Source organism: Acinetobacter sp. TY2, from assembly GCF_046269225.1.
GTDB lineage: Bacteria > Pseudomonadota > Gammaproteobacteria > Pseudomonadales > Moraxellaceae > Acinetobacter.
In genome coordinates this window covers 25200-50676 of record NZ_JBJZOR010000006.1, presented here as the reverse complement: position 1 = coordinate 50676, position 25477 = coordinate 25200, and the positions used below count along the sequence as shown (strand labels likewise).

Annotated in this window: 22 protein-coding genes; 7 read left to right on the top strand and 15 right to left on the bottom strand. The window is 38.2% G+C overall.

The window, feature by feature from the left end; translation table 11 throughout:
• Position 1: 1 nt before the first annotated feature.
• From ACK1JC_RS05215 to ACK1JC_RS05145, 15 genes are all read right to left on the bottom strand, one after another.
• Entirely contained in the window at positions 2–793 is a 792-nt protein-coding gene (locus ACK1JC_RS05215) for a helix-turn-helix domain-containing protein (RefSeq protein ID WP_409510805.1), read from the bottom strand.
• On the bottom strand, positions 784–1566 hold the full coding sequence (gene pilW, locus ACK1JC_RS05210) for a type IV pilus biogenesis/stability protein PilW (RefSeq protein WP_409510804.1): 783 nt from the start codon (positions 1564–1566) through the stop codon (positions 784–786). Before pilW ends, ACK1JC_RS05215 begins: the two co-directional genes overlap by 10 nt.
• 51 nt (positions 1567–1617) lie before the next feature.
• Positions 1618–2853 carry a 23S rRNA (adenine(2503)-C(2))-methyltransferase RlmN gene (gene rlmN, locus ACK1JC_RS05205; protein WP_409510803.1) on the bottom strand — a complete coding sequence of 412 codons (1236 nt, stop codon included), beginning with the start codon at positions 2851–2853 and terminating at the stop codon, positions 1618–1620.
• A 177-nt stretch (positions 2854–3030) separates the two neighbouring features.
• A complete protein-coding gene (gene ndk, locus ACK1JC_RS05200; RefSeq protein ID WP_409510802.1) occupies positions 3031–3462 on the bottom strand; it encodes a nucleoside-diphosphate kinase in 432 nt (143 codons plus the stop codon).
• 110 nt (positions 3463–3572) lie between these two features.
• Entirely contained in the window at positions 3573–3773 is a 201-nt protein-coding gene (gene iscX / locus ACK1JC_RS05195; RefSeq protein ID WP_409510801.1) for a Fe-S cluster assembly protein IscX, read from the bottom strand.
• Between the two features lie 97 nt (positions 3774–3870).
• Positions 3871–4422 carry a phosphatase PAP2 family protein gene (locus ACK1JC_RS05190; RefSeq protein ID WP_409510800.1) on the bottom strand — a complete coding sequence of 184 codons (552 nt, stop codon included), beginning with the start codon at positions 4420–4422 and terminating at the stop codon, positions 3871–3873.
• 63 nt (positions 4423–4485) lie between these two features.
• Positions 4486–5769 carry a glycosyltransferase family 4 protein gene (locus ACK1JC_RS05185; RefSeq protein WP_409510799.1) on the bottom strand — a complete coding sequence of 428 codons (1284 nt, stop codon included), beginning with the start codon at positions 5767–5769 and terminating at the stop codon, positions 4486–4488.
• A gap of 497 nt (positions 5770–6266) precedes the next feature.
• Complete coding sequence (locus ACK1JC_RS05180) at positions 6267–6683, bottom strand: hypothetical protein (RefSeq protein WP_409510798.1); 417 nt, start codon at positions 6681–6683, stop codon at positions 6267–6269.
• A gap of 12 nt (positions 6684–6695) precedes the next feature.
• Entirely contained in the window at positions 6696–8996 is a 2301-nt protein-coding gene (locus tag ACK1JC_RS05175) for a fimbria/pilus outer membrane usher protein (protein WP_409510797.1), read from the bottom strand.
• Positions 8997–9018: 22 nt separating this feature from the next.
• Positions 9019–9723: a molecular chaperone gene (locus ACK1JC_RS05170; RefSeq protein ID WP_409510796.1), complete on the bottom strand. Its 705-nt coding sequence runs from the start codon at positions 9721–9723 to the stop codon at positions 9019–9021.
• An 80-nt stretch (positions 9724–9803) separates the two neighbouring features.
• Positions 9804–10319 carry a hypothetical protein gene (locus ACK1JC_RS05165; RefSeq protein WP_409510795.1) on the bottom strand — a complete coding sequence of 172 codons (516 nt, stop codon included), beginning with the start codon at positions 10317–10319 and terminating at the stop codon, positions 9804–9806.
• A gap of 818 nt (positions 10320–11137) precedes the next feature.
• A complete protein-coding gene (locus ACK1JC_RS05160) occupies positions 11138–11956 on the bottom strand; it encodes an XAC2610-related protein (protein ID WP_409510794.1) in 819 nt (272 codons plus the stop codon).
• 196 nt (positions 11957–12152) lie between these two features.
• Positions 12153–13169: a ketol-acid reductoisomerase gene (gene ilvC / locus ACK1JC_RS05155; protein ID WP_409510793.1), complete on the bottom strand. Its 1017-nt coding sequence runs from the start codon at positions 13167–13169 to the stop codon at positions 12153–12155.
• Positions 13170–13338: 169 nt separating this feature from the next.
• The gene (ilvN, locus tag ACK1JC_RS05150) at positions 13339–13830 is read right to left on the bottom strand and encodes an acetolactate synthase small subunit (RefSeq protein WP_409510792.1); all 492 of its coding nucleotides are present in this window, start codon (positions 13828–13830) and stop codon (positions 13339–13341) included.
• Positions 13827–15554: an acetolactate synthase 3 large subunit gene (locus ACK1JC_RS05145; protein WP_409510791.1), complete on the bottom strand. Its 1728-nt coding sequence runs from the start codon at positions 15552–15554 to the stop codon at positions 13827–13829. Before ACK1JC_RS05145 ends, ilvN begins: the two co-directional genes overlap by 4 nt.
• A 575-nt stretch (positions 15555–16129) precedes the next feature.
• Here ACK1JC_RS05145 and ACK1JC_RS05140 point away from each other — a divergent pair.
• From ACK1JC_RS05140 to ACK1JC_RS05110, 7 genes are all read left to right on the top strand, one after another.
• Positions 16130–16474, top strand: coding sequence for a DUF4124 domain-containing protein (locus tag ACK1JC_RS05140; protein ID WP_409510790.1), 345 nt, complete (start codon positions 16130–16132; stop codon positions 16472–16474).
• Between the two features lie 119 nt (positions 16475–16593).
• Positions 16594–19215 (top strand): leucine--tRNA ligase, encoded by a 2622-nt coding sequence (gene leuS / locus ACK1JC_RS05135; protein WP_409510789.1) that lies wholly within the window; start codon positions 16594–16596, stop codon positions 19213–19215.
• A gap of 284 nt (positions 19216–19499) precedes the next feature.
• Positions 19500–20042 carry an LPS assembly lipoprotein LptE gene (gene lptE, locus ACK1JC_RS05130; RefSeq protein ID WP_409510788.1) on the top strand — a complete coding sequence of 181 codons (543 nt, stop codon included), beginning with the start codon at positions 19500–19502 and terminating at the stop codon, positions 20040–20042.
• Between the two features lie 18 nt (positions 20043–20060).
• The gene (holA, locus tag ACK1JC_RS05125; RefSeq protein WP_409510787.1) at positions 20061–21047 is read left to right on the top strand and encodes a DNA polymerase III subunit delta; all 987 of its coding nucleotides are present in this window, start codon (positions 20061–20063) and stop codon (positions 21045–21047) included.
• A gap of 126 nt (positions 21048–21173) precedes the next feature.
• Entirely contained in the window at positions 21174–22007 is an 834-nt protein-coding gene (locus ACK1JC_RS05120; RefSeq protein WP_409510786.1) for an SIR2 family NAD-dependent protein deacylase, read from the top strand.
• Between the two features lie 98 nt (positions 22008–22105).
• Positions 22106–23467, top strand: a complete 1362-nt coding sequence (locus ACK1JC_RS05115; RefSeq protein ID WP_409510785.1) for a MacA family efflux pump subunit — start codon at positions 22106–22108, stop codon at positions 23465–23467.
• A 2-nt stretch (positions 23468–23469) separates the two neighbouring features.
• Complete coding sequence (locus ACK1JC_RS05110) at positions 23470–25464, top strand: MacB family efflux pump subunit (RefSeq protein WP_409510784.1); 1995 nt, start codon at positions 23470–23472, stop codon at positions 25462–25464.
• The last annotated feature ends 13 nt before the right edge of the window (positions 25465–25477 follow it).

The window sequence follows — 25477 nt, the reverse complement described above, 5'->3', positions numbered from 1 at the left end:
ATTAACGAGACAAACGGAATTCTGCCTTTCCGTTCACTGTATATGGAGACAATGAAATCTGCTCGTTATTTAGAGTCAATGATACAGCTGTCGCATCATCAAGACGAATTTGGAATGGTGAGTTACCATTTAAAGTCAATGTCGATGACTGACGACCTGATGCTAAAACTTTACCCGTACTATCCACAATATGTATAGATGTCGGATGGCTAAAATTCAACACCATCTGTTCACCTGTTGCTGAAGTCGCATTATTCAAGTTCAACACTTCAACTTCAGATTCTTGCTGTGGTTTTACCTCGGTATCATCAGATTTTGATGATGACCAATTTTGAACAGCCGCAATCACGCCCCAAATCACAGCAATTGCAATAATTGCAATTAAACTACGTTTGAGCCATTTTCTATTACGGTCACTGTTTGAACCTGGCAATTTACCCATAATTTTAATAGGTGAATTATTTAAAGCATGATTCGGTAACAAACCCGTATCATTCTGATAAATATCATCAAAACGTTGAATAATAGTTGAAGCATCGACTTTTAAATATTTTGCATAAGCACGATAGTAACCTTTAATAAAGGTCGCTTCTGGCAAACTCTTATAATCGTCCTGTTCTAATGCCTGTAACGTTTTTAATGGCATCTTTAAATCAGCAGCAACATCATTAATATCACGAATCTGTGAAACTCTGATCTGGCGCAGATATTCTCCAGGACGTTGAACATTGCCCAAAGAGTTCTGTACTGCATTTGAACCAGTAGGTTGCTGTGAATTCGGATTTACTTCCATACGGCCTCAGTACTGTACTGTAATTGCAAATAGCGTTTAAATTCCTGACTTTCTGGAAATAATGCACGGAGCTGATTCACTAGCACCTGCATTCCCATCGTGTCATTATTGGCCCGCGCAATACGCAGCCCAATCCAAAGTGCCCGAGGGCTTAGGTTTTTCTGCCCCATCACACGAACATATTGTTCGTAAAGCTGAGTGGCAGACGGTATATTACGCTGTAAATAGAAAATTTCGGATAACTCTAACATTGATACAACAGAATCGCGATTTACAGTCAGTGCTTGCTTGAATGTTTTTTCAGCATTTGCAACATCACCAACTTTTAAATAGATCCGCCCTAAGTTTTCTAACGCACGATAACGTTGTTCATACCCTAAAGTTGTTCCCGCAATACTTAATTGTTCAATAGCTTCATTATAGCGCCCCATCTGATACAAGTACGTACCATAATTATTACGCGCTTGGGCATCTTTAGGATCTATCGAAAGGGCTCGCTTAAAATAAGCATCAGCCTTTTCCATATTTTCCTTACTACCTTCTTGTTGCAACAACACCCCCATCATCATGTTGGCTGTTGCATCTCGTGATTCCGCTTCAAGTGCCTGATCTAAAGCGCGTTTAGCAGCATCTAAATCGCCTGTACGAATATATTCTGCTGCAAGTTGCGTTCTAACTTTGGCTGCTTTTTCGGGATCTTTTTTAACAATCGTACCGGATGTTGTGGTTTGACAACCCTGCATATGCATTGCAGCAACACATATTGCAATCATTAAACCTGTTTTTTTATATCCAAATATATGCAAAATCAGCCCCCAAAAAATTTAACCTTGTGATCGTATAATTACATTCTGTTCTTCAACTTTTTTCTTCCATTGTTCTGCACGGCGGGTACGATCCGCAACCTGTCCAACAAGTTGCCCACATGCTGCATCAATATCATCACCGCGCGTCTGACGAATCGTACACACAAAACCAGCATCAGACAAAGTTTTTTGGAAAGAAATAATACGATTTCGGCTTGAACGACCATAAGGTGCATGCGGAAATGGATTAAATGGAATGAGGTTAATTTTACTTGGTAAGTTTTTCAGTAACTTAATCATTTGCTGTGCATGTTCAGGCTGATCATTAACGCCTTCTAACATCACATATTCGATCGTCACATGCTTACGGGAACTTTCATTACCATCTTTGGCAATATAACGCTGACATGCTGCAATAAGTTTTTCTAATGGATATTTTTTATTGATTGGAACCAATTCATTACGAAGTTCATCATTTGGTGCATGCAATGAAATTGCCAAAGCAACATCAATATCTTTCACCAATTGATCAATTTTAGGCACAACGCCAGACGTTGAAAGTGTTACACGGCGCTTAGACATACCATAAGCAAAGTCATCAAGCATAATATGCATTGAACTGAGCACAGCATCATAGTTGAGCAAAGGCTCGCCCATACCCATCATCACGACATTGGTCACCGAACGTTCACGATCTGCAACAGGAACATCTTCCATATAAGAATAGTTTGCAACCCATAACTGTCCAATAATTTCATCTGGCGTTAAATCACGTTGAAAACCCTGCTTACCTGTCGAGCAAAATGAACAGTCAAGTGCACAACCTACTTGTGAAGAAATACACAAAGTACGACGCAATCCTGAGCGGTGTTCCGCAGGAATCAATACAGTTTCTACAAGAGAGCCCGCACCCTCTCCGACACGAAAGACCCACTTACGAGTACCATCTTTAGAATAATTTTTATGAACAACTTCGGGTGCTTTAATTTCAGCAATTTTTTCTAATTTCTCACGCAACTTTCCTGAAATATTACTCATTTCAGCAAAATCAGTCACAAAGAACTGATGTACCCATTTCATCACCTGACCTGCGCGGAATTTTTTCTCACCCATATCTTCAAAAAACTTTTCCAGCTGCGCACGGGACATTCCCAATAAATTCACTTTCTGAACAGGATTGATCTGTGCAGACTTTAATGGTGCTTGCTGTTGTTCATCAAATGTTGATGATGAAGCGACAACTTCAGAATTCATGTGTAGTACCTAAACCATGCTGGGAGATGAAAGATGCTCAATATATAAGCGGATAATATTTTAAAGGAATAAAAAAACCAGACAAGTATTATATCACTTATCTGGTTCTTGGTCTGTTAACAATTTATAAATCGTGAAACACGATTTTGACGTTCAGCAGACCTAACGCAGTTCGAATTAACGAGTACGTGGGCAAACTTCAGTTTGAGCGAAGAAGTAGTTAACTTCACGATCAGCAGAAGCTACAGAGTCAGAACCGTGAGCAGCATTTTCATCGATGCTTACAGCGAAATCTGCACGGATAGTACCAGGAGCAGCTTCTTTAGGGTTTGTAGCGCCTAAAATTTCACGGTGAGCAAGAACTGCGTTCTCGCCTTCAAGAACTGAAACAACAACTGGACCAGAAGTCATGAACGCAACTAAATCACCAAAGAAACCACGTTCTTTGTGTTCAGCATAAAAACCTTCAGCTTCAGCTTTAGAAAGCTGTTTCATTTTAGTTGCAACAATTTTAAGACCCGCTTTTTCGAAACGAGAGAAAATGTCACCAATGTTGTTATTGCCAACAGCATCTGGTTTTACGATAGATAAAGTACGTTCAATAGCCATTGATAGGCTCCTTAAGTCAAATTGACACGAAAATTTTGCGCATTATAACGGTATAAAATGCTTTTTTCTGCGTTTGATGTGTAAAAAATAAGTTTTTTTAGACAGATTGATTAATTTGCTTCGTCAATCCATGCCATTTGAATGCCTTCAAGCAAACCTTCAGTCGATTTAGTCGGATCATCGGTGAAATTAGGCAATGCGCAAATCCAAGCATGCATATCGGTAAAACGTACCCATTGTGGATCGACATCGGGGTGTGCTTCTAAAAGTTCAATGGCGATATCAAGCGTATCTGTCCAACGTAAGCCCATAGCAATTTCCTGTAGTTTTAAGCGCTACTACTTTAGCAAATTTATGGTCCATTGAAGAGAATTTACCAAGTAATTTATGCACATCAATAACGCATATTTACAACATGATATTCAATAATGGCGCACAGAGAATAGTTAAACTTGCGACAGTTATCCCAATCAACGCACCGACAATCACATCACTAGGATAATGTAAACCTAAAACCATACGAGATAAGGCAACCAATATCGTGAAAGGCAACATTAAAAATAACAGGATAGGTGCAATATAACCAAGCACCGTTGTTGCCATGACTGCATGCAATGTATGACCAGAGGGAAAGCTGAAATGATCGAGTGGACGCTCACCCATCACAATCACCTGATGTACTTGGTAAGGTCGAGGACGTACTGTGGTTTTTTTCAATACTTTGTAAATTGCTGTACCAATGCTTCCGCCCAACAAAATATAAAGCAATTGAAAACCGTAAGCAAAACCCTTTTGTAGCCAGACCAATAACACCATGGCATACCAAAAAGCCCCATCACCTAACCGACTAATAATTTTAAAAAATAGTGCTATACGCTGAACATTGGATAAATGGTTTAGGTAAATACAGCCTTTCAAATCGAGATCAAGTATTTTAATTTTTGTAGCTTTTAAATTCATAATGATGCTCCTCTTTCTCAGCGGAGTGAAGCACAACATTTGTGCAATATAAAATTGATAAATTTATGTGACCATTCGATGATCCTGTACAACTTGATACAGTGCTGTTTCAAATTGCTGTACCGCATGTTGCCAACCTGTTTTTTGTACTTGTTGCATCGCAACTTGTCCCATTTGGTGTAATATTGCTTGTTCAGGAAGTTGTAACATTGTTTGAGTAAAGACTTCCGTTCGCCCTAATGGGCACAACCAACCCGATTGCTGATGTTGAATTTGTTGCTGTGCACAGGCGTAATCATAAGCAACTACGGGTAAACCACTCGCCATTGCCTCAAGCACAACATTACCAAAGGTTTCAACTTGGCTCGCAAATACAAAAACATCTGCACTTGCATAAGCTTCAGCAAGTTCCATGCCGACAAGACTACCTGTAAAAATAACTTCAGATGCTATGGGCATTTTCTGTAAGCGTGAAAGATCAGGACCATCACCAACAATCACTAATTTAACTTTCTGTTGTTGTCTAAGCATGAGTTGATAAGCGCCTATCAACACATGGATTTCTTTTTCAGGCGATAAACGTCCCACATACAGCATGACACGTGTATTTTCATCGGCACCCCAACGCTTACGTAAAATTGCTGATCGATACTTCGAGGAAAAACGCTGCGTATCGACACCTCGCCCAACCACTGCCAACGGACAAGTTACACCAAAAGCTCTCAGTCCTTGCTCTGTATGCTTACTCGGGACACAGGTCAGTTGAGTGTGATTATGAAACCATCGTAAATAATGTTGGATTGGCTTAACCAAAAATGCTAAATCAAAGAAACGACTAAATTCTTGAAAGGGCGAATGAAAGCCACTAGATACCACAATTTTTCGAATTTTAGCGACATGTAAAGCAGCAAAACCCAAAGGTCCTTCCGTCACAATATGCACCACATCAGGTTCAAAACTGTCTATCGCCTGTGTAACCTTGCCATATTGTGGCCAACCAAATTGCATACTTGGATAACGCGGAATACCTTGTGGCATAACCAAGCATTCTTTATTTGGTGAAAATTCCTTACATTTTTGTTTTTGCGTAGGACGAATTAATAAAATTTTATGTCCCTGCTTTTGCAGACCTTTACAGAGTTGTAATAAAGACAAGGCTACACCATTAATTTCAGGTGCCCAAGTTTCAGTCACAATCGCAATTTTAAGGCGTGGGCGAGTCAACTTCTCCAAAGATGTCTTATGATTTACCTGCGAATACTGATTATTTTTACGAAAGTAAATTTTAAAATATTCAGGAAAATTTTGTTGTTTGTAATACAAGGCTTCTGCGTACGGTCTAGTCATACGTCACCTGATCTGTTTTATTTTCTAGAGTTTAATCTGCATTATTGACAGTTTTATGATAATTATATGACCGTTTTTTGACTCACCCAAAAACATCACATTGGAGCAAACCACATCGTAATACTTTTCTGCCTACATACGAATAAAAGCCTGATACCCTAATTGCACTGCAATAATATATTTCTGCCCTATTTTTATATTTTACTCTACAAAAAACAGCCCACATATTTGATTATTGACTACTCATACTTATTTTTGTGCTGAGCTTATACACAATTGCCCTTAGAATATAATGATTACTTTAATCATAAAAAACCTTTAAATAACTTTAAACTGAATGACTAACAACCAAATAAACCTATTAAAAAAGATTTATTTACACTACTGTCTAATCTATTCATCTTAGTCAAGACTAGACAGTATATTTATACATTTATGATCATAAAATATTGATATTTTGACATAAATTAAATCTGTCATCATATTTAACCCTATCTTTAAAACTCAAGACTGACATATAAATGATCTTGATAAGTACCTGCTGGTGTAAAAGCTGTTGGTCGCTCCAACAATTGAACCAACACGACAAATTTTTCATTTATACCTGCTGGTTGCACCAAAGGAACATTCCAGCGTGAACTAGAAGCACCTGTAATATTCATTTGAGTTCTCAGCTTGTTGTTGCGCTGGTTAACCAAATAGCTTGCTCCATTCGTATTTGTTAAGTTTCGAGCATTAAACTGAATGGCATATCTCGTATCACATGAAACCGTAAAAGAGGTTGCCGCCTGACTCAAATAAGATGAACTTAATCTTAATTGATTTGATGTAAATCGATCAATCTGACATGGTTTCGCATCCACAGAAGCCACATAAAAGAATGATGCAATGATGATACAAACTTGAAGTTTCATATCCTACTCCTTCTATTTACAACTTATATCAACAGGCTGATTATTTTGCTCAGTCTGTTTATCCTTAACGACTAACTCAGCCTTACAATCCTGCTCCTCCTTTGACTTGATTGTTAAATGATATGTTTGTGGTATCAAACCATACAAAGTGACTGTTCCATCCGAAGATAAAGGATAGACATCTCCATCACTATTATTGACATAAACTTCCGAAGCAGCATCGAAGGTTTTTCCTTGAGCATTAACAGGACGAACAGTCACTTGTTTGGCATGATATATTGGAAAATCAATTGCATAACCACGCTGATTCAATGCTGTAATTTGCTTATTAGAATATAAAATTTTATCTTCAACAGGTAGCTGATTTTCATCAAAAGCGATGTCATATTTCACATAAGGAATAATGTCATGTACAAAGGCATAACCTTCTTTATTGGTTTTATCGACATGATTTAAAGCTCGATAAATATCAATGTCTGGATAAGAGTCAACTTTCACCAACGCAAATGCGTTATCTACTGCTTTGGTAAAGTTGAACTTTTTATTCAACATAACAACTGCACCACGATAGTAAACCTGCGACTCTCGATAAGAATCACTTTGTTGATGACTCAACTCTAAATCACCGACTTCAGTTTTTAAACGACCATCTACATTATATAAAATCTCGCCATTTCTCCGATTTGCACCGAAAGCATAGTCAAAACCAACTTGATTCGTATCATTTTTAACAAATTGAACATTACTATCTTCAGCGGTCGAATGACTCATATATAAAGTTTTTTGACTATCAAAACTATAACTTAACGATAGTGTCGCACCTGAGTCAGAACGATCTCCTGTTTCATTAAAATAATTTAAACCGAGAATCATTTTTCGCCCAATTTGACGACTAAAACCAGCACGGAATATTCGCCTATCATCTCGTTCAAAAGTTTCATTTTTATAATATTTTTGTTCTGCAAAATTCAAATTAATATTTTGCACCAATGGAACACCACTTATGCCCAAATAGACAAGATTCTCAAATTTTGGATAGCTACTTTCATTATTTAGCTCATCTCCTAAAAACTTAAAATGTTGTTCGGTATATTTACTATTTGCACCAAAGGAGAAACGACCAATGTCTTTACTTAATGATAAACCATATGAAAAATTGGTATCATTTCGATCATCATGTGAAGCTTGAGCAACACTTTCAAATAAAAACCAATTGCTTACCGCTTGTGTCCACATTAATCCAAAATTTTGAATATCTTGACTATATAACGCATTAATACCTAATGATGTACTATTTGATATACCTCTTCTGAAAAATGTGTTCGCAAAAAAATCACGGTAATCACTACTTTCTAAATTGTAGTTATAACGCAACTTCCCGAGGGAAACATTGTATTCATTCAAGCCTGGACGAAGTAGTTTACTGGTCACCATAATTGGAAAACTCTGAACACTCCGATTACCCAGAATATCTTCAACAACAATTTGAGCATTACCAGATTGTTGAATTTGTGCACCCGTCTGTAAATTATAGTCCCCAGGACTAACTTTTTGATTATAAATATTGACGCCATTAACATACAGTTCAACTGTCGATGGTACTCGAGCACTACCTTCCAAAGAAGGTACATTCCAATAAATAAAGTTAGGTCTTTCTGTAAAATTAGTTCCCCAACTTAGCCCACCAAAACGCAGTGAATTGATAAGTGGATTGTAAACTGTTGTGGTATCACCCAATGTCAGCCTTGTCATTTTTTCTGGAAATTCAAAATCAATGCTACTGTTGAGACGAATAAACTTATTTATTTCATCCTGATTTTGATAAAGCATCGCATTTTTAAATAGCCAAAAATCTTTAAAAACACCAAGTTCAGTTAAGCCGCTATAGCGATTTCCAGCATCACTATTGGCATAAAATAATTCATAATTAAAAAATCCACCTAGACTCGCTTTCTCTGGCATTTGAATAGTTTGATCAAATGTATTGGAAATAAAAAAACCTGAAGGTACCGTGACTTTTATTGCTTGTGACCCTTCATCAAAAAGCGATTGAACCTGTCCATCTGAAATAGAACAAAATTCGGGTTTCGACTGTAAGATTTGAAATCGTGCAATATCAATTCCCTTTTCTTTTAAAATACTGCATTCAATATAAAATTGATTGTTTTGTTTAATGAGCGTGACATCCGTATTCATATCCAACTCATTGACCCACAAATTTGCAAGAATTGGATCTACATTAGATTCACTCGCCTGAGCACTAAAGGCCCAGAAAATATTAATCATGATTAATATTTTATTTTTAATAGGCATATAACCCCCTACAAACTACATACTAGTCTGAAATTTGGAATTCAACGACCTTGTCATCTTTATCTGTATTGACTTGGACAGCATATTTTTGAGCACTATTTAATCGAGTATTTCCAAGATCATAGCTATAGCTCTTTTTAGCCAATAAATAATTCATTTCATTACTTTTAAAGATTTCTTTTTTTGCAGTATCAACTATTTTTAAATTTGTAATTTGAACATGTGAATTTGCTTCATTGATAACTTTCAACTGGCTTCCAGAATGTTTAAAGATAAGCTTTAAATCATCTTGCTTACCGACAAAAAGCGGTAAGTTGAAATTAAATAAAAAGTTAACCGAATTATCTTTGACCACTTGTGGCATTTCTTCAAGAATAATACGCCAAGCTTTTTCTTGACCACTCTCAACAATAGAAGCAACAGGACGTGAAAAACCAATTCTAATGGTTTGTTGTTTATATGGATTTAGGATAAAACTTTTTGGATTGATCATCACACTATCATCTGGACTTAAAATATTTTTCCCAGATTCATCTTGTGTCCAACTCAATGCCTTAATTTCAAATATTTTTTTTTCGGTTTCATCAATAGATTCAACAGTTAATGTTGTTGATTTTTGTTTTGCCGTATCACGAATATAAAGCTGAACAGGATTAACAGCCACACCCGCATAAGTTATGCTACCCAATAGCATGCTTATGGTAAAAAAAGAGATTCTTTTTTTCATTTTTACACCCTCTTATTCTGAAAAATAAAACCTAACTCAATTAAGTCATTAAGTTAGGTTCATATCGGGCTTATATGTGTTTAGTAGAACACTCTGATTTTGTATGTATCAGTATAAGTGCCAGCTTTATTTGCTGCTGTTGTTGCAGGATTATCTACGGTCACTGTGTAGTTATCAGTACCAAAACCTACATGGTTTGAAGTACCCCAACCCACTGCACCACCATTCGTTTTAATTGTTGTACTCACTTTCGCCAATGGATCGGTTACATGACGTACAAATGTTGCTGAACTTGTGCCTGCGTTAGCAGTGGATAACTCCAATACATAGTTTGTATTACTTTGTATTGAATATGCCGAAGTTTTAGTACCACCATTCGCACTTAAAACAATCGGATTCCCCCCAGTAACTACACATTTTTTAGGAACTTCGAGTGTAATTGGAATATCCTTACTACATCCTAGCTCTGTACAGCTATTCCAGTCTGGACCACCACCTCCACCACCACCTTTTTCTGCAAGTTCGTCTGCATAAACGCCTGTTGAACAAACACCCAATACCAATGTCGCTAATGCGGCCTGTGTCATTTTATTCATGTTATTTCTCCCATTTTTCTTTATTCAAGAAAATGTTTTAGTAAATAAAACAATCTACAACTACACATATTTTCAACTCTTCTTTGAGTTATCGTGTAACTGCAACTAAAAGCTTATTCCCATCTTTCTGAACTTGACTGAAATATAATCAATTCACATGATTTTTCACCTACTCGTATTTTTAATAAAAGTTATAACCAAACTACTGTTTTAATTATTTATTGAATAAAAAAAATATCATCGAAATTACAATGCAAAATCATAAAATCAATTACTTACATCACTAAACACAACAAATATATAATTTTTATAAGATTTTATAATTTACAAAATATTTCTAGACTTTTCATTTTGAATTATAACGTTACAAAAACCGCCTATTTTTTTATCATTATTAAAAAAAAATATTTAGACTTCTTCTTGATTATTTTACTATTCCATTAAACTATTTAGAATATCTAAACACTTAATTAAATTATGGATTAATAATGCGCAAATTACGTCACATTTTGCTCAAATTTGTGCGAATAAATATATGGTATTTATAAGTTAAACCAACAGATGTTTAAAAAATCAAGTAAAAACCAATCTATAGAAATGTTAAATAATAATAACAAGTGAATAGATTATTTCAGCGGTTCCTGCACATTATCAAAGAATACAGACTGGACTTCTAAATTGACCATTGAATAGAATCACCTCAAACAAAAACCACCAACCAGTAGAGTTAAAAAAATTAAAAAACAGCTAGATATTAAAAAAAAAATACCAAAAAAAAAGGCAGTTTTTAACTGCCTTATATATTCAACCTATGCCTCTTACTGACGATCAATTTTCCTTAACAGACCTTTCTCTACTTGATATATTTGTCCATTACCAAAATCAATTTGTTGTTTTTCACCATGTAATACTGGTAAACCTACAATTTTTTCCATTTGTGCTGAACGCTGAAACTGACTAGTCTTTGGGTTATACATCCAATAGATATAACGTTTATCTGCAATATCTTTACCACCCGATAAGTCAGATAAAATGACATCATAATAACCATCAAAGTTAATATCCATATAACCCATACTACCGGCATAGGCGGTAAAACCTGTCAGGCTTTGGACAATCGAGTTATCAACTTTATTCAAAACATCAACTCGCTTTAACGCATTTCCAAGCGGTTGCTTAGGATCATTTTGACCATAAAATTTAAAAATAAATGTTGGTTTATTTACAACTTTAAATGCTGGTTCAAACTGCATCGACTTACCTGTAGTTTCTGCATTTTCAGAAAATAGAACCTTGAAATTCCCCGTGTTGGCATTTAATGTTCCGCTAATTTGATATTTCCCAGCCTCATCACGCTCACTCGCTACCGACTTCATAATGATCTGATCTGCTTTTTGAGTACCTTTAAATGCAATCTCTTTTACGCTCATCAAGTCATATAAAGTGCCATGCGGATTGGTAATACCTGCATATAAGCTCATGAAATAACGACCTTCACCCGATTTCAACATTCGTTGCATCGATACACGTACGCCTGACAAAGGTTTAAGCTCAGTTGATACGATTTGTGCAGTTTCAGCAAAGCTAAAGCATGAGATAGACAATGCAGTCAATGTGATAAGTAGTTGCTTTTTCATGAGTTAGCCCAAAAAATTAAATTCATAATAAGTATTAAAATTATGCGTAATCTATCACAATTAAATTTTATAAGCAGTATTATAAATACTGTAAAGCCCCCATTATCCCAAGCAAAAAATCTGCATATTGAATTGAAAACCAGTCCCACAATAAAAAAACCCACTCAATTGAGTGGGTTTTTTAAAGTACTAAAACTTAGTTCTTTTCTTTATCTACGATTTTATTCGCTTGAATCCAAGGCATCATAGAACGTAACTTGTTACCTGTTACTTCGATGCCATGTGCAGCATTTTGACGACGACGAGCAGTCATAGAAGGATAGTTTAAAGCACCTTCGTTAATAAACATTTTCGCATATTCGCCAGATTGGATACGCTTAAGTGCATTACGCATTGCTTCACGAGATTGTTCATTGATAACTTCAGTACCAGTTACATATTCACCATATTCAGCATTATTCGATACTGAATAGTTCATGTCTGCGATACCGCCTTCGAACATCAAGTCAACGATCAATTTAAGTTCGTGTAGACATTCAAAATACGCCATTTCTGGTGCATAACCTGCTTCAACCAAAGTTTCGAAGCCCATTTTAACCAATTCAACCGCACCACCACAAAGAACTGCTTGCTCACCAAAAAGGTCAGTTTCAGTTTCTTCACGGAATGAAGTTTCAATGATACCTGTACGACCACCACCCACGCCTGAAGCGTAAGAAAGTGCTACGTTGCGCGCATTACCAGAAGCATCTTGGTGAATAGCGATTAAGTCAGGAACACCTGAACCACGTTGGTATTCTGAACGTACTGTGTGACCTGGTGCTTTTGGAGCAACCATGATTACGTCTAAGTCAGCACGTGGAACAACTTGGTTATAAAGAATAGAGAAGCCGTGAGCAAATGCTAAAGTTGCACCTTGCTTAATATTCGGTTCAATTACGTCACGGTAAAGTTGTGATTGGAACTCATCTGGAGTCAAAATCATAACAACGTCAGCTTGAGCAACAGCAGCAGGAACTTCTGAAACTTTAAGACCAGAATTTTCAGCTTTTTTCCAAGAAGTAGAACCTGCACGTAGACCAACAGTTACGTCAACGCCAGAATCTTTAAGGTTAAGCGCATGTGCATGACCTTGTGAACCGTAACCAATAATTGCTACTTTTTTGCCTTGGATGATCGATAAGTCTGTGTCTTTATCATAAAAAATTTGCATTGCTGTCTCCGCTTAAATGCTTTGTTTCCTCGTCTTAACCTGAGGATCTTGTTTTGATCAATTTACAGGTTAAGTCCCTCTCCTGTTTGTAAGGAGAGGTTATACATGAGGTTATAAAAAATCAATTAACCAAATGGTTAAAACCTTAAATTTTTAATATCTGAAAAAATTAAATCGATAAAACTTTTTCGCCACGGGCAATACCAGATACACCTGAACGCACGACTTCTAAGATCGTGTTTTCAGCAAGTGCATCAATAAAACCGTCAATTTTCTCTGTTGTCCCTGCAATCTGAATCGTGTAAGTCGTTGGTGTTACATCAACCACCTGACCACGAAAGATGTCTGCTGTACGCTTAATTTCAGCACGCGCAGAACCAAGCGCTTTTACTTTAATCAGCATCAACTCACGTTCAATGTGTGCACCTTCTGACAGATCTACAACTTTCACAACTTCAACTAATTTGTTTAATTGCTTCGTGATTTGTTCAATTTTATGATCATCACCATAAGTCGTCAGCGTTAAACGTGACATGGTTGCATCTTCAGTTGGCGCAACGTTTAGCGTTTCAATGTTATAACCACGTTGAGAAAACAAACCAACTAAACGAGATAACGCACCAGCTTCGTTTTCAACGAGTACAGAAATTATATGTCTCATTCAGTGCGCTCCCCTTTGCCTAACCACATATCTTTCATCGATTGACCTGCAATCAACATTGGATAAACGTGTTCTGCACGATCTACCATAACGTTGATAAATACGCACTTATCATTTATTGCCATTGCTTCAGCAAGTTTTGACTCAAGTTCATCGGCATGATCAATTTGAATACCCACATGACCGTAAGCTTCCATCAATTTTGCAAAATCAGGCAATGAATCAATATAAGAACTTGAATGACGCCCTTCGTAATTCATATCTTGCCATTGTTTAACCATACCCAAAGCCTGGTTATTCAAACAAAGAATTTTGACATTCAAGTCATACTGTTTACAGGTAGACAACTCTTGGATACACATCTGAATTGATGCTTCACCTGTAATACAAACTACATCTTGCTCTGGGAATGCAAGTTTTGCTGCCATTGCGTATGGCAAACCTACACCCATTGTGCCCAAACCACCTGAATTGATCCATTGACGTGGACGTGTATAACGGTAGTAGTTCGCACCAAACATTTGATGTTGGCCAACATCAGACGTAATGATCGCTTGGCTATTGGTGATTTTATCGAGCGCTTCAACCACTTGCTGTGGCTTCATTACCCCATTTTCACCCGCTTCATAACGTAAGCCGTGAACTTTGCGCCACTCATCAATTTGAGACCACCAAGCCGAAATATCTTCAGGGTTTGGCTTAGAAACATTGAGTTGTTTTAACTGGCTCAACATTTCCTGCAACACAGGCTCAACCGCGCCCACAATTGGAATGTGCGCCATAATGGTTTTTGAAATTGTTGCAGGATCAATATCAATGTGAATGACTTTTGCATTGGTACAGAACTTTGCAGGGTTATTGGTTACACGGTCATCGAAACGAGCACCAATTGCCAAAATAACATCTGCATTATGCATGGTCATATTAGCTTCATAGGTTCCGTGCATACCCAACATACCAATGAATTGAGGATCATTGCCCGGGAACGCACCCAAGCCCATCAATGTATTGGTTACAGGGTAATTTAATAAGTGTGCAAGCTCTGTCAATAATGCAGATGCATTGCCCTGAACCACACCGCCCCCCGTATAAATCACAGGACGTTTAGCATTCAATAACTCATCAATTGCTTTACGAATCTGACCAGAATGCCCACGATGTGGCGGCTGATAAGAGCGCATTTTTACTTTTTCAGGATATTCGTAAGCAAATTTATCAACAGGATTGGTCACATCTTTTGGAATATCAACAACCACAGGACCTGGACGACCTGAAGATGCAATATAAAATGCTTTTTTAATAATGCCTGGAATTTCACTTGCATGACGCACTTGGAAACTATGTTTTACGATTGGTCGAGATACGCCAACCATATCGGTTTCTTGGAATGCATCTTCGCCAATTAAATGTGACGGAACCTGACCTGATAAGATCACCATTGGAATGGAGTCCATGTAAGCAGTCGCAATTGGCGTTACAGTGTTGGTGGCACCTGGACCTGAGGTCACAAGGACAACGCCTGTTTTACCCGTTACACGCGAGTATGCATCTGCCATATGACCAGCAGCTTGCTCATGGCGTACAAGGTAATGATTGATTTTTTCTTGTCTAAATAGCGCATCATAAATATGTAAAACTGCGCCGCCTGGATACCCAAAAACATGTTCTACGCCTTCATCCGCTAAAGCGCGAACAAGCATGTCACCACCAGATAAAAGTTCCAACGTATTCACCCTAATCTTTATTCCACGACCTGTATGGGAGACATACAGCGTGCTTCATTGATTGACTTGTGTGCACTGTTATAGCACACATATTTCATAAGTTTTTGCTGCAATATAAAAAAATGTGACTGCACTGTCTTTTAAAAAGTTTGGTCAACCTAAAATACGCTGGGATAAGCATATTTAAGTAATATTCAATTTTTCGGCTTAGAAAAATTGGTACTGCAAGCGATGTATTTATTCAAAGGGTGGTCGAATAAAAACACATAAAACTGTTTAGGCATTTTTGTAGGTTCAGCGACCAAAGTCAAGGTTTCAAAGACGCTTTTCTGGATTATTTTCAGTCTAATATTTTAAGCAACACATAACTTTTTTTTATCAATTGTATTTTTTATCATTAATTTTATTATTAACTTTTGTACTAAAAAAAGAACTAGCCTTTTCATTTTCTAAAAATCGTATAAAATACAGACAGAAATAAAAATCTCATCACAACCCTTATTGTTGATGTATCCATCCATTTCTTCCGATAAAATAATCACAAAATATTTTTCTGCATATATAAGGTAATTCACATGCAAAAGCTTCAATGGTTCAAAACTTCTTTGCTCTCTGTTGCTTTGGTTTCAATCACAGCCTTCACCGCAACACAAAGCTTTGCCAAGCAATATTATAAATGGGTCGATGCAAATGGCTCAACCCACTACACCACTACACCACCACCTGCAAAAGCAAAAAAACACGGTAAAGTCGATACTTATGGTGCTTCACGTAGTTCTTCTAGTGCACCCGTACAAAATAATACAACATCACAGCCTCAAAATAATGCAACACAGAATAATACCGAACAAGCTCAGCATATTCCTGTTGCTCAATCTCAAAGTGCGCCTGTCGAAAATCGCCTAGATGCACCACAATAAAATTTTCAAATATTTCACATCATTTTAGCTGTATAAATTTCAGCGCAAAACTCACTTTTTAGTGCGTTTTGCGCTATGCTGTATTTCAAATTTTCTAACCGTTCTCTTATATTACGTATATGACTACTCACATTGACCCTGAATATCAAGCAAGTGCGATTGAACCGACTGTCCAACAGGACTGGGAAACTCGCAAATCATTCAAAGTTGCCGACATTGTAGAAGGCCCACGTCGTTATATTCTCTCGATGTTCCCTTACCCAAGTGGCAAACTGCATATGGGTCATGTGCGTAACTATACCATTGGTGATGTGATCAGCCGTTTCCACCGCCTCAAAGGTGAAACCGTACTACAACCGATGGGTTGGGATGCCTTTGGTCTACCCGCTGAAAATGCTGCAATTGCGCATCAAGTTGCGCCTGCAAAATGGACATTTGAAAACATCGCGTATATGCGTGACCAACTGAAAAAATTAGGTCTTGCTGTCGATTGGGATCGTGAATTTGCAACCTGTACGCCTGAATATTATCGTTGGGAACAATGGTTATTTGTTCAGCTTTATAAAAAAGGTTTAATTTACCGTAAACTTTCAACAGTAAACTGGGATCCTGTCGATCAAACTGTATTGGCGAATGAACAAGTTGAAAATGGTCGCGGTTGGCGTTCAGGTGCATTGGTTGAAAAACGTGATATTCCAATGTATTACTTCCGTATTACAGACTATGCACAAGAATTATTAGATGATTTAGATACGCTTAAAGACGGTTGGCCACAACAAGTATTGACCATGCAGCGTAACTGGATTGGTCGTTCACAAGGGATGGACATTACTTTTCCATCAGCAAACCCTGATGCTTATGCAGATGGTTTAACAGTATTTACCACACGTGCCGACACCTTAATGGGTGTAACGTATGTTGCAGTTGCAGCAGAACATCCAATAGCGCTTAAAGCTGCTGAAACAAATCCAACATTGGCTGCATTCATTGAAGAATGTCGTATGGGTTCAGTAGCAGAGGCTGATCTTGCCACTGCAGAAAAGAAAGGCATGGCAACAGGTTTATCTGTTAAGCATCCAGTCACAGGCGAAGAAGTTCCTGTTTGGATTGCAAACTACGTGTTGATGTCCTATGGCTCAGGCGCAGTGATGGCTGTTCCCGCACATGACGAACGCGATTTTGAGTTTGCCAATAAATTTGGTTTAAATATCCAACAAGTGATTGATGCTAAAGGTGCAGAAGATGCAGATTTTGATGCAAGCACTTGGCAAGAATGGTACGGTTCAAAAGAAGGTACATTGGTCAATTCAGGCGAATTTGATGGTCTAAATTTACAAGCGGCTTATGATGCCTTCCTTGCAAAATTAGCACCAACAGAGCTTGCGAATTCTAAAGTTCAATTCCGTTTACGTGACTGGGGTGTATCTCGTCAACGTTATTGGGGTTGTCCAATTCCAATGATCAACTGTACCAAGTGTGGTCAAGTACCTGTACCTGAAGACCAGCTTCCTGTGGTTTTACCAACCGATGTCGTTCCTGATGGTTCAGGTAATCCGTTGAATAAAATGCCTGAGTTCTATGAAACGACATGTCCAACCTGTGGTGGCGAAGCTCGTCGTGAAACTGATACTTTAGATACTTTCGTAGAATCTTCTTGGTACTATGCGCGTTATGCATCACCTGAATTTACAGGCGGTATTGTTGATCCTGCTGCAGGTCAAACCTGGTTACCTGTAAATCAATATATCGGTGGTGTTGAACATGCCATTCTTCATTTACTATATGCACGCTTCTTCCATAAATTAATGCGTGATGAAGGTGTCGTACAAGGCAATGAACCATTCACCAATTTGTTAACCCAAGGTATGGTACTTGCAGATACTTACTATCGTGAAGCAGATTCAGGCAAAAAAACATGGTTTAACCCTGCTGATATTGACCTTGAACGTGATGAAAAAGGTCGAATCCTTTCTGCAAAATATCAAGGTGATGGCCAAGACGTTGTGGTTGGTGGTCAAGAGAAAATGTCGAAATCGAAAAATAACGGTATCGACCCACAATCTATTATTGACCAATACGGTGCAGATACTGCACGTGTATTTATGATGTTTGCTGCGCCACCTGATCAATCACTTGAATGGTCTGATGCTGGTGTTGAAGGCGCGAATCGCTTCTTAAAACGTGTATGGCGTTTAACGGCAGGCTTCCTTGAAAAAAGCAACAATGCATCTGCAATTGATACCACAAAATTATCAACAGAAGCGCAAGACTTACGCCGTAAAACCCATGAAACTATCCAAAAAGTGGGTGATGACATCGAACGTCGTCATGCATTTAACACAGCAATTGCAGCAATGATGGAATTGCTGAATGCAAATAATAAGTTTGAAGCTAAAGATGATAATGATGTTGCGGTCGCTCGCGAATCAATCACTACGCTTTTAACTTTACTTGCGCCATTTGCACCGCATTTAAGCCAAGTGTTATTGGCGAAGTTTGATATTGAATTAACATCTATTTTATTCCCTCAAGTGGATAAATCAGCTTTAACCCGTAATACGCAAACAATTGTGGTTCAGGTGAATGGTAAACTTCGCGGCAAATTAGAAGTTGCAGTTGATATTTCTAAAGATGATATTTTGGCACTTGCGAAAGCATTGCCTGAAGTTCAACAATTCTTGACAGGTCCAACCAAGAAAGAAATTGTTGTTCCAAACAAATTAGTCAATTTGGTGGTTTAATGCTTTTAAGCCTCCCTTTTTGAAGGTGAGAACATCGCTTCGCAAGGGAGAGTTTTAAATAAATGAATCCCACGAAGTCCCCCTCTTTTACAAAGGAGGGGTACTCCATCTCCAAACATAAAAAGAGAGATTCTCCTCTCTTTTTTAAAAGGAGGTCGGAAGGGATTTAAAACAAAACCCAAACAAAGCCCGTTGTCAGTCAACGGGCTTTGACTTTACAATCAAGATTCCAATTGGGAAGATATTCCCATCAATTTTTAGACAAGATGAACAGAGGACAAAACATGCACTTAGCACAACGTTTGGCAGCAATTGTTTTAACTTTAGGCTTAAGTGCGGGCTTAGTCGGCTGTGGCTTCCATTTAAAAGGGACAAACCCTCAAACAACACCTTTGGTCTATACTAAACTTGAATTGGCTTTGCCTAAAAATGCCAGTGACCTTGAGAAAAAACTCAGCGTTTATTTGGCTGCAAGTGGCGTACAACTCAGCAATGCAAACGATGCTTACGTTTTACGTGTACTCAATTACACACCTTATCGCCATGAGCTCAACGGTACATTGGTTGAAACATTACTCCGCCTGAGTGTCACCTTCCAAATTGAAGATCGCCAAGGTAATCCAATTACAGAACCTCGTACATTAACGTCATCTCGTAGCTATCAATACAACATCAATACGGTCAATACCGACGATCAACAATATCATTATTTAAGTCAGATCATGGTTGATGATATTGCTCAACAAATTTCCCGCCAAATTTCGGCAAATCGCTTACCAAAAGCAAAAGTGAACGCAACGCTTCCAACTCAACAAGCTGTTCAATAATCGGTTGTACTCATTCTTATGAAATTCGATTATATTCAAGCACTCAAACGCACACATGAAGCCCGTGGTGCTTGGATTATGCACGGTCAAGAGCCTTTGCTTGAGCAAAACTTGATAGATGCTTTTCGCAAGAGTTGGAACATCCAAGAAGTTGAACGCCAACGCTTTGACATTAGTAGCGTAAGTGAGTGGAAAAATGTCTTTAATGCACTCAATAGTTTGTCACTATTTTCGCAAAATCTTGCGATTGAAGTTCATGGTAATATCAAACCTGATGCCAATGCGCTTAAACTTCTAAAACAATACATTCATCATAATGAACATAATTTACTACTGATTATTATGCCGAAGCAGGATGCGAGTAGCCTAAAATCTGCATTCTTTCAAATGGTCGAAGCTAATGGTGTCGTGGTTCAACTGACTGCGAATTACCCTCAAGATCGTCAACGAATTTTAAGTATTGAAGCTGAAAAATTAGGCATTGAACTGAATCAGGATGCTTGGTCTTGGCTTGAACAACACCATGAACATAATTTATTGGCTGCTCGTAATAGCTTAATGCGTGTCGCAGATACCTTTCCTGAACAAAAACAGATTCAAATCGAACAGTTGTATGAATGTTTACAAGATCAATCTCGCTATACGACATTTGATTTAAGTGATGCCCTCATTGCAGGAAATTTAGCTCAATCTGCACGTATTTTTCAATTTTTAATATCTGCAGGTGAGCCCGCAAGTTTAGTTTTATGGACGATTAGTAAAGAAATGCGTCTTCTCATGCAACTTTTTGAGCAACCACAAAATGCACTACAACTTGGTATTTGGAAAACCAAAATTTCCAATTACCAACAAGCCTTAAGACGACTCAATCCACAGGCTTTTTTACATTGGCCACAACTTCTGTTACGCATTGATGCTGCCATTAAAGGGATGAGCAAAGAAAATCCTGAGCATTTAATTCTGCAAAGTATTACTGAACTTTGTGGTAAAACTCTATTCCGCTAAGTGATCATTTTCATGATGCCATTTAATAAAAACCCAAAACTCTTCAACACCCACATAGAAACATAAGTCATTGTATTATAAATATATTTACAGAAATCTCAAATAAACATCTTAGGCTTAATATTTATGTCTATAGCATTAACACCTGATCAAATTCAACAGCTTAAAACACTATTTTCAAAGGCTGATAGTCTAATTTTTAGTGCTGGTGCAGGCATGGGAGTCGATTCAGGTCTACCTGATTTTCGGGGCAATCAAGGGATGTGGAAAGTCTACCCTGAACTTGGGCGAAAAAACTTTGATTTTACTCAAATTGCCAATCCTGCCGCATTTCGTTCTCAGCCTCACCTTGCTTGGGGCTTTTATGGACATCGCTTGGCTTTATACCGTAAAACCCAACCTCATCAAGGCTTTCAACTTCTAAAGCAACTCGCAGAGCAATTGAATGTACCCTATTTTGTATTTACCTCTAATGTCGATGGTCAATTTCAAAAAGCGGGTTTTGATCCAAAATTCATTTATGAATGTCATGGTTCTATTCATCATATCCAATGCCTCAATGCATGTACCAATGAAGTTGAAACTTCCGACACGCTTAAACCTCAAATTAACTCAGATAGTTGTCAATGGCTTGGCAATCTTCCTAAATGTCTTGAATGTGGTGGCTTAATGCGTCCCAATATTCTCATGTTCAATGATGCAACATGGATTTCAACACAGTCAGATCAGCAAGATAAACGCTTAAAAAAGTGGTTAAATCAATACCGCTCACCTTTAGTCATTGAAATAGGCGCAGGCACCGCTATTCCGAGTGTTCGCATGTTTAGTGAACAGTTTTCACCTCATCTTCTTCGGATCAATCCACGTGAGGCAAAAGTGGCTAAAAATGGTGGAATGTCACTTCCATATACTGCACTCAATGCTATTTCATTGATTTTTAATGCACTCATCACCAATTAAAAGTAAATAATTCTCATTTAAGTTTCAAAAAATCCACGCTTTATCCTTATTTCATCTCTATAATTTGTCCATCTTTCAGTTTGCCTAGACTTGCAACTATGCCAAAAATAAAACCGTCAAAAATCATTGTCATTGTATTGGGCATTGCCCTACTTATTGGACTCACATGGGCATATTTCAAACCAAAAAATACCCAACCACAGTACATCAGCACTGAGGTCACACGGGGTGATATTGAAGATTCAGTCCTTGCAACAGGTGATCTTGAAGCGACTAAAATGGTCAGTGTGGGTGCGCAGGTATCGGGTCAGGTCAAACGCATGTATGTAAAATTGGGTGATCAAGTCAAACAAGGGCAATTGATTGCACAAATTGACTCTGTACGTCAGACCAATGATCTTAAAACAGCTGAAGCAAGTATTAAAAATCAACAAGCACAACTTGCAACCAAACAAGCGAACTTGACCAAAGTCGAAGCGGAATATAACCGTCAAAATACGATGTATGCACAAGATGCGACATCAAAAGCAGAACTTGAATCTGCTTTGGCAAGTTTTAAAACGGCACAAGCCGATATTGCTGCGGTCAATGCACAAATTGAGCAATCTCGCCTCACCCTTGCAACAGCAAAAGAAGATTTAGGTTATACGCAAATTCTTGCACCTATTGATGGTACGGTTGTTGCGATTGTGACTGAAGAAGGTCAAACGGTAAATGCGAATCAAAGTGCACCAACCATTGTTAAACTTGCAAAACTCGACACTATGACCATTAAGGCTCAAATTTCTGAAGCCGATGTTATGAAAGTTCAAGAAGGTCAAACGGTTTATTTCACCACATTGGGCGATAGCGAGAAAAAACGCTATGCAACTTTACGTCAAGTCGAGCCTGCACCAGATTCAATCAATACAGAAACAAGTAATAATTCAACATCTACGTCAAGTACAGCAATTTATTATAATGCCCTATTTGATGTTCCAAATGATGATGGCAAATTGCGTATTGATATGACTGCACAGGTTTATATCATTTTAAATGAAGCAAAAAATACCCTTACTGTACCTTCAGCGGCACTTCAAGTATCAAACCGTTCAAAGCGAGCAAGCAGTAAAGATGCTTCATCAGCAGATCTGAAATCAGGTCAAAATACAAATACCACGGGTACAAATAAAGACAGTAAAAATAGCCCACAAGGCGAACGTCCTGAACGCCTAGAACTCACAGCAGATGAAAAAGCACTTATTGAACAAGGCAAAGCTTCTGTTGCAACAGTTCGTGTCTTACAAGCTGATGGTTCAGTAAAACGTAAACAAGTTTTAATTGGACTAAACAACCGAGTCACGGCACAAGTTTTACGTGGCTTAAATGAAGGCGACAATGTTGTTATTGCTGATGGTTCTGATACGTCTAACGATTCAGCAAAACGTAGCAATAAAAACAGCGGCCCAATGAGATTATAAGCATGGATCAGAACAACAATCAGAAGAAACAACCTCTGCTTGAGGTTCGTGATCTGATTCGTGAATTCCCTGCGGGTGAGTCCACCATTCAGATTCTAAAGCGTATTAATTTAGAGATTTTTGCAGGAGAATTGGTTGCCATTGTTGGGCAATCAGGTTCAGGTAAATCGACCCTAATGAACATTCTCGGTTGCTTAGATAAACCGACATCCGGTAGTTATAAAGTCAGTGGGCGTGAAACAGGACAACTTGAACCCGATGAGTTGGCACAACTGCGCCGAGAATATTTTGGCTTTATTTTCCAACGCTATCATTTACTTGGTGATTTGAATGCTGCGGGAAATGTCGAAGTACCTGCCATTTATGCAGGGCTTGATCCTGAAGAACGTCAAAAACGTTCACATGAACTTTTGAGTGAACTCGGACTTAGTGACAAAACTCAAAACCGTCCAAGTCAATTATCGGGGGGGCAACAGCAACGTGTTTCCATTGCCCGTGCGCTGATGAATGGCGGTGATGTAATTCTTGCCGATGAGCCTACTGGTGCCTTGGACAAAAATAGTGGTGTTGAAGTCATGCGTATTTTGCGTGAATTGAATGCCAAAGGACACACCATCATTCTTGTCACACATGATATGAATGTGGCAAAAAATGCAACCCGTATTATTGAGATTAGTGATGGAAATATTATTTCCGATCAGCCTAATGTACCTGAAGTTCAGGTTGCAGAAGATCACAGCTTTGATGCGAATATCAATAAAGTACAGAAAAAATCATCGACTTTTCGTGCCACTTTAGACCGCTTTAGTGAAGCCTTTAATATGGCATTGTTAGCGATGAATGCACATCGTATGCGTACATTTTTGACTATGCTTGGGATCATTATTGGTATTGCTTCTGTGGTTTCTGTAGTTGCACTGGGTAATGGATCACAAAAACAAATTTTAGAAAATATTAGCAGTTTAGGCACCAACACCATCACCGTGTATCAAGGGCGAGGTTTTGGCGATAACTCCAAAACAGCACAAGTCAAAACCCTTATTCCTGCAGATGCAGAGGCACTTTCAGAACAACCTTATGTCGATGGTGTTAGTCCATCGGTCAGCTCAAGTGTCACAGGACGTTTTAAAGACACAGAAGCCTCCATTAGTGTCAATGGTGTAGGCGAGGACTTCTTTTACGTCAAAGGACTCACCTTCCAATCTGGACAAGCCTTTGACAAACAAAGCGTAACTGAACGTGCGCAAGATGTTGTCATTGATTCCAATACCAAAAATACATTCTTTGCTGATGGTACAAATCCTGTTGGACAGGTCATTTTATTGGGTAATTTACCAAGTCGAATTATTGGTGTAACCGATGCACAAAAGAGCATGATGGGGAATTCTGACAGTTTGAATGTGTATTTACCTTATTCTACTGTGATGAGCCGTATGCTCGGGCAGTCTAACGTCCGTAATATTATTGTTCGAGTAAAAGATGAATACCCAAGTGCGATTGCTGAAAATGCCATTCTTACTTTACTTGAGCAACGTCATGGCGCACAAGATGTCTTTACGCAAAACTCCGACAGTATTCGTGAAACCATTGAGCAAACCACTCAAACTATGACCCTGCTTGTGTCTGCTATTGCTGTGATCTCGCTCATTGTGGGTGGTATTGGTGTCATGAACATTATGTTGGTATCAGTGACCGAACGCACGCAGGAAATTGGTGTACGAATGGCTGTAGGTGCACGTCAAAGTGACATTCTGCAACAATTCCTCATCGAAGCGATTTTGGTTTGTATTTTGGGCGGTATTTTAGGTGTGTTGTTATCGCTTGGTATTGGGCAGGTGATTGGACACTTTGCCAAAGGTACATTCCAAATGGCGTATTCGACAACGTCCATTATCGCAGCCTTTGTTTGTTCAACCATTATTGGTGTAGTGTTTGGATTTATTCCCGCACGTAACGCCGCACAGCTCGATCCTGTCGATGCACTGTCTAGAGAATAAGGACTCCATTTAT